Origin of the sequence: Bradyrhizobium sp., assembly GCF_050014615.1 — a bacterium.
Lineage (GTDB): Bacteria > Pseudomonadota > Alphaproteobacteria > Rhizobiales > Xanthobacteraceae > Bradyrhizobium.
Map to the genome: position 1 here is coordinate 25027 of NZ_JBEKCZ010000117.1, position 6784 is coordinate 31810.

5 protein-coding genes are annotated in these 6784 nt (G+C 62.1%); 2 read left to right on the forward strand and 3 right to left on the reverse strand.

The genetic code is table 11. The features are described 5' to 3' along the window. The first annotated feature begins 126 nt into the window (after positions 1–126). Both ABR948_RS18995 and cnbZ read left to right on the forward strand, forming a co-directional pair. Positions 127–3222, forward strand: a complete 3096-nt coding sequence (locus tag ABR948_RS18995) for a multidrug efflux RND transporter permease subunit (protein ID WP_428120686.1) — start codon at positions 127–129, stop codon at positions 3220–3222. Between the two features lie 148 nt (positions 3223–3370). Then, positions 3371–4126 (forward strand): 2-amino-5-chloromuconate deaminase CnbZ, encoded by a 756-nt coding sequence (gene cnbZ, locus ABR948_RS19000; RefSeq protein WP_428120688.1) that lies wholly within the window; start codon positions 3371–3373, stop codon positions 4124–4126. Positions 4127–4143: 17 nt separating this feature from the next. Here cnbZ and ABR948_RS19005 read toward each other — a convergent pair whose 3' ends face one another. The 3 genes from ABR948_RS19005 to ABR948_RS19015 all read right to left on the reverse strand — a co-directional run. Next, positions 4144–5031 (reverse strand): ABC transporter permease, encoded by an 888-nt coding sequence (locus ABR948_RS19005; protein WP_428120690.1) that lies wholly within the window; start codon positions 5029–5031, stop codon positions 4144–4146. A 3-nt stretch (positions 5032–5034) separates the two neighbouring features. After that, positions 5035–5976: an ABC transporter permease gene (locus ABR948_RS19010; protein WP_428120692.1), complete on the reverse strand. Its 942-nt coding sequence runs from the start codon at positions 5974–5976 to the stop codon at positions 5035–5037. Positions 5977–6022: 46 nt separating this feature from the next. After that, on the reverse strand, positions 6023–6784 hold a 762-nt coding region (locus ABR948_RS19015), incomplete at its 5' end, for an ABC transporter substrate-binding protein (RefSeq protein WP_428120694.1).

Sequence of the window (6784 nt, forward strand, 5' to 3'; positions counted from 1 at the left end):
TCAAACAAAAAGTTATGATCGGCAGGACAAGCGCGACGCGTTTGCCTGGAGATCACGATCAAACAAAAGATGAGATCACGATCCGACTTAATCTAGTCGGATCCTGATCTAACGGAGCGCATCGCGATGGTCTGGACCGATATCTTCATCAAGCGGCCGGTGTTGGCCCTGGTCGTCAGCCTGCTGATTCTTCTGATCGGCTTTCGGGCCGCGACCAGTCTGCCGGTCCGGCAATATCCGAAGCTGTCGAACACGGTGGTCAACGTCACCACGGTTTATCCCGGTGCGTCGCCCGATCTGATTCAGGGCTTCATCACCACGCCGATCGAGCAGGCCGTCGCGTCCGCCGAAGGCGTCGACTACATGACCTCGTCGTCGGTGCTGGGTACCAGCACCATCCAGGTCTACATCAAGCTGAACTTCGATCCGAACCAGGCGCTGACCGAGGTCCTCGCCAAGGTGAATTCGGTCAAATATCTGATTCCGAAGGAATCCAACGATCCGGTCGTGACCAAGACGACCGGCCAGACCACCGCAGTGATGTATCTCGGCTTCTCCAGCCAGGTGCTGTCGGGGTCGGCGATATCGGATTATCTGACGCGGGTGGTTCAGCCGGTGCTTTCGACCGTCGATGGGGTCGCTTCCGCCGATATTCTGGGCGGCCAGACTTTCGCGATGCGGCTGTGGCTCGATCCGGTCCGCATGGCCGGCCGCAATGTTTCGCCGGCCGACGTTTCCGCAGCGATTGCCGCCAACAACTTCCAGGCCGCCGCGGGCCAGTCCAAGGGCTTTTTCATCGTCTCCAACGTATCGGCCAACACCGATCTGCAGAACATCGATCAGTTCAAGCGCATGATCGTCAAATCCAAGGACGGCGGCTATGTCCGGATCGAGGATGTTGCCGCTGTCGAACTCGCGGCACAGAGCACCGACGCCAGTGTCGCCTTCAACGGCGAGCATGCGATCTTCATCGGCGTGCAGGCGACGCCGCAAGGCAATCCGCTGACGCTCGTCAAAGGCGTGCGCGCGCTGTTTCCGGAACTGGAACGCAATCTGCCGCCATCGATGAAGATGAAGGTGGCATATGATTCGACCAAGTTCATTCAATCTTCGATCGACGAAGTCGAGAAGACGCTCGGCGAGGCTGTTATCATCGTGGTCGTCGTGATCTTCCTGTTCCTGGCATCGTTCCGATCGGTGCTGATCCCGGTGGTGACCATTCCGCTGTCGCTGATCGGCGTCTGCAGCCTGATGCTGGCGGCGGGATTCAGTTTCAACCTGCTGACATTGCTGGCGATGGTGCTGGCGATCGGTCTGGTGGTCGACGATGCCATCGTGGTGGTTGAAAACATCCACCGGCATCTGGAGGAGGGCAAGCCCCCGGTGCAGGCGGCGATGCAGGGCGCCCGCGAGATCGTGGGTCCCGTCATCGCCATGACCATCACGCTGGCCGCGGTGTATGCGCCGATCGGGTTCCTCGGTGGCTTGACCGGTTCATTGTTCCGCGAATTTGCCTTCACGCTGGCCGGCTCGGTGATCGTGTCCGGCGTGGTCGCGCTGACGCTGTCGCCGATGATGTGCTCGGTGTTCCTGAAGAATGCCGAAGAAGGACGTTTCGCCAAACTGGTGAACAGGGTGTTCGGCGCCATGACCCGCTGGTACGGCCGTCAGCTCGACCGGTCGCTGGATTATCGCCCCATCACGGGACTGTTCGCCTTGACGATCCTCGGATTGGTCGGCTTCCTCTATCTGCACACCGCCAAGGAACTCGCGCCCGAAGAGGATCAGGGCATCGTGTTCGCGGTGACGAAGGCGCCCAAATACGCCAATATCGACTATGCCGACTTCTACGGCGAAAAACTCGACCGCTCATTTGCCAAATTTCCCGAAACCGATCTGCGTTTCGTCCTCAACGGCATCAACGGACCGCAAAGCGGCATTGCGGGCATGCTGCTCAAGCCGTGGGACGAGCGGGTGCGTTCGTCGATCAAGCTGAAGCCGCTGGTGCAGGCGGAACTGAGCAAGATCGAAGGCGTCAATGCCTTCGCGTTCAACCTGCCGCCATTGCCCGGCGGTCCCGGCGGCTTGCCGGTCCAGATGGTGATCAATTCGACCAACGGCTTTCAGGCGGTCTATGAGCAAATGGTCAAGCTGAAGGACGCCGCGCGCAAGAGCGGGTTGTTCATCGTCTCGGACAGCGATCTCGACTTCAACCAGCCGGTGGTGCGGATCAAGGTCGACCGCTCCAAGGCCAGCGATCTCGGCATCACCATGGCGAATGTCGGCAATACGCTGGCGACGCTGCTCGGCGGCAACTACGTCAACCGGTTCAACCTCGAGGGCCGCTCGTATCAGGTCATTCCTCAGGTGCCGCGCGAGGACAGGTTGTCACCGGAAGCGCTCGGCAGATATTATATCGCGACCGCGACCGGCCAGCAGGTGCCGCTCTCGACCGTGGTCTCGATCGAAACGGCGACCGACCCGAACGCGTTGACCCACTACAACCAGTTGAACTCCGCAACCTTCCAGGCGGTGCCGATGCCCGGCGTTACCGTCGGGCAGGCGGTAGATTTCCTCGAGGGTCAAGCCAAAAATCTCCCGGCCGGTTTCAGCCACGACTATCTCGCCGATTCCCGGCAATATGTGCAGGAGGGTAATCAGCTCGCGGTCACCTTTGCCTTCGCCATCATCATCATCTTCCTGGTGCTGGCGGCGCAGTTCGAAAGCCTGCGCGATCCCCTGGTGATCATGATCAGCGTTCCGATGGCGATCGTCGGCGCGTTGATTCCGCTGTTCTTCGGCATGGCGACGATGAACATCTACACCCAGGTCGGGTTGCTGACGCTGGTCGGCCTGATCAGCAAGCACGGCATTCTGATGGTGGAGTTCGCCAACGAGTTGCAGCTCAATGAGGGACTTGATCGCCGTTCAGCCATCGAAATGGCGGCCCGGGTCCGGCTGCGTCCGATCCTGATGACAACCGCGGCGATGGTCACCGGCCTGTTGCCGCTGCTCACCGCGACCGGGGCGGGGGCCGCGAGCCGGTTCTCGATCGGACTGGTGGTCGTCTCCGGCATGACCATCGGGACTTTGTTTACACTGTTCGTGCTGCCCGCTGTCTATGTGTCGATCGCCACCGATCACCGCGCCGGTGCCGAATCCCAGCGCGCCAAGGAGATCGCGGACTTCGATCTCGCGGACAAGGTGCTCAAGCCGACGTAACCGCCGGCCGGATCGTTCGCGTATTCTGGAGCCCCGGTTCTGATTGAATCAGAACCGGGGTTTATTTTGTTTCGACACGCTTCATAAGGGCCGGTATCCACGTCGTTCGAAAACGCTCTACAATGACGTTCTTGAGGAGAAGCCAGACATGACGCGCGATTTTGCGGCCGGCAATTATCGATTCATCCCGGCGGTGTTTCAGTATTCGAGCGGTGTGGCGGCCGATGCCGGCTTTGAGATCGAGCGCGTGCGCTTCGATCGCTGGCTGCCGCTGGCCGAGGGCTTTGCGCAGGCCGCGGAATATATCCGCAGCGCGGGACGGCCGCTGACGTCGTTCTGTGCCTGCGAGCTGCGGTCGCCGGCGGCGTTCACCGAGGCCGGGTTTCTGGCCTTCAACCAGCATTACGTCAAGACGCTTGCGCAATGGGGGCTGTTCGATGGATCGGTCAACCCGGTGGCGCGCAGCAATGTCTGCCCCGAGATCGATCCTCCGGCCGAGCCTTCGTTTTATGCCTTCTGCTTTACACGCCCGAGCCAGAAAGCCGGAACAGCCGCCACACCGGCCTTCGTCATCGCCGGAGGGGCCGAGGCGCGCGGCGGCAGCGGCAGTTATCCCGAGCGGATCGTGCGCTACCGCGACCTCAGCGCGGACGGACTGAAGGAGAAGGTCGGATTTACCGTCCGCGAAATGGAAAGCCGCCTGGAGGCGTTCGGGTTCGGCTGGGCCGATACCACCGGCGTGCAGGCCTATACGGTGCACGATTTCCATCCGGCCATGACAGAGGAACTGGTCTGCCGCGGCGCCATGCGCTCCGGCCTGACCTGGCATTTCGCGCGCCCGCCGGTGGTCGATCTCGAATACGAGATGGATTGCCGCCGCGTCGCCCGCGAGACGGTGATCTGAGGACAAGCGAGCCGCCGTCAGCGCTCCTTTGGATCGAGCGCGTCGCGCAGGCCGTCGCCGACCAGATTGAACGACAGCACCACCAGGAAGATCGCAAGCCCCGGCCACAGCGCCATCCACGGCGCGTTGGTCAGGAAGCGTTGCGCCGCATTGAGCATGCTGCCCCAGGACGGCGCGGGCGGCTGTTGGCCCAGCCCCAGGAACGACAATGCCGCTTCGGCGATGATCGCGGCCGCGATCGACAGCGTCGCCTGCACCAGCAAGGCCGGCATGATATTCGGCAGAATATGAAACAGCGCGATGCGCCAGCGCGGATTGCCCATGGCGCGCGCGGCCTCGACATAGTCCTCGACCTTGACGCCCATGGTCTGGCCGCGGGTCAGCCGCACGAAAATCGGCGTCGCGCTGATGCCGATCGCGATCATGGCATTGCCGAGGCTCGGGCCCAGAAAGGCCGCCAGCGCGATCGCGAGGATCAGGAACGGGCAGGCCAGCATGGCGTCGGTGATCCGGCTGATCAGGGCGTCGATGAAGCCGCCGCTGTAACCCGACAGCAGCCCGAACGGCACGCCGACCCCGAGCGCAATCCCGACCGATATCGCGCCGGCCGTCAGCGAGGCGCGGGCGCCGTAGATCACGCGGCTCAGGATATCGCGGCCGAGATCGTCGGTGCCGAACCAGTGCAGCGCCGACGGCGGCTTGCGCACCAGCGTCCAGCTGGTCGCGATCGGATCATAGGGGACGATCAGGGGCGCGAACACTGCCAGCACGACGAAAGTCGCGATCACGACCAGTCCCGCCACCGCGCCCTTGCGCCGAAACAGCCGGCGCAATGCGCGCCGCGCCGGGCTTTCCAGATCGTCGGAGTCGTCGACAGATAATGCGGCGAGCGCGGTGTCGGTCATGCGCTATCCCCTCAACCGCGGATTGACGAGGATATAGGCGATGTCGGCGATCAGGTTCAGCGTGACGTAGATGGTCGCCGTCACCAGCACGACGCCCTGCACGACCGCATAATCGCGGTTGAACACGGCGTCGACGATCAGCTTGCCGAACCCCGGAATCGAGAAGATCTGCTCGGTCAGCACCGCGCCCGACAACAAAGTGCCGAGTTCAAGCGCACCGAGCGTGATGATCGGGGTCAGCGCGTTGCGCATGGCGTGCTTGAGGATGACCGAGCGTTCGGACAGGCCCTTGGCGCGGGCGGTGCGGACATAATCGCTGTCGAGCACCTGCAGCATCGCGCTTCTTGTATGCCGCATCAGGATCGCCGCGATGGCGTTGCCGAGCACGAAAGCGGGCATGATGGTCGACGCAAGACTCGCGCGCCAGTTCTCCGAGAGCGGAACGTAACCCGACGCCGGCAGCCAGCCGAGTTCGATCGAGAACAGAAAGATCAGCATGATGCCGAGCCAGAAATTCGGCGTCGAAATCCCCCACAGCGCAAACAGATTCGCACCGTAGTCCCACAACGTGCCTTTCTTGACCGCGGAGACGATGCCGGCGGGAATTCCGATCAGGAAGGCGATCACGATCGCCATCGACGCCAGTTGCATGGTCACCGGCAGCTTTTGCGCGATCAGGTCGCGCACCGGCACCTTGATGCGAAGCGACTCGCCGAAATCGCCGGCGATCACGCCCTTGATCCAGTAGAAATATTGCACCGGCAGCGGCTGATCGAGCCGGTATTGGGCGCGGATTTGCGCGATCACATTGGGGTCGCGCTCCTCGCCGGCCATCACCAATGCGGGATCGCCGGGCAGCAGTTGCAGCAGCGAGAAAATCAATACCGATACAAAGAACAGCGTCGGGATCAGCTGCAGGATACGTTTGGCGAGGAAGCTCAGCATAAGGCGGTGCTTTTCCCGGGTGTAGCGCGGCGTCGCCGGGTCGAGCTCACTGCAGCTTCAACCCGACGACTCGCACCAATCCGTCCGGCATCGGCTGGTAGCCCTGCAGCTTTTTGGTGTGCGCGATCAGAATCTTGCGGTGGAAGAGATAGATAATCGGCTCATCGTTGAGCACGGTCTTGGTCAGCTTTTCGTATATCGCCTTGCGTTGCGCCGGATCGGAGGTGAGGCGGGCGTCCTCGAACGCCTTGTCGGCCTCCGGGTTGGAGTAGCCGCCGTCGTTCTGCGGCGCCTTGGTGTGCAGGAAGACATAGGAATTGCCGTCGGGATCGATGCGGCCGCTCCAGTTGATCTGGAACACCTGGAATTCACCGGCCTGGGCCTGCTTGAAGGTGGTCGCGAATTCGACAACGCGGAGCTTCAGGTCAAACCCCGCTTCCGCGGCCATCGACTGCACCACCTGGGCCACGGCTTCGTATTCCGTTCCCTTCGGCAACATGTAATCGACACTGACCGGCAGGGCGACGCCGGCTTCCTTCAGCAGCGCCTTGGCTTTCGCGAGATCGCGACCTCGAACCGGAAACGCCGGCTGGTAATAGGGATGGCTGGGGCTGACCCATTGATTGCCGGGCGTGAATTCACCATTGAACACGACCTGGTTGAGGGCGTCACGGTCGATCGACAGATCGAGCGCCTGTCGGACCTTTTCCGACTGGCTGAGCCCACCCTTTTTCTTGTCGTTGTCGATGTTGATGGTGAGGCCGTGGTAACCCAGCTCGGGCACGGTCGACAGCACCAGCCTGGGATC

Bases quoted from the DNA above. Each gene is read 5' to 3' on its own strand.
- ABR948_RS18995 (WP_428120686.1), top strand. From the start codon at position 127: ATGGTCTGGACCGATATCTTCATCAAGCGGCCGGTGTTGGCCCTGGTC.
- cnbZ (WP_428120688.1), top strand. From the start codon at position 3,371: ATGACGCGCGATTTTGCGGCCGGCAATTATCGATTCATCCCGGCGGTG.
- ABR948_RS19005 (WP_428120690.1), bottom strand. From the start codon at position 5,031: ATGACCGACACCGCGCTCGCCGCATTATCTGTCGACGACTCCGACGAT.
- ABR948_RS19010 (WP_428120692.1), bottom strand. From the start codon at position 5,976: ATGCTGAGCTTCCTCGCCAAACGTATCCTGCAGCTGATCCCGACGCTG.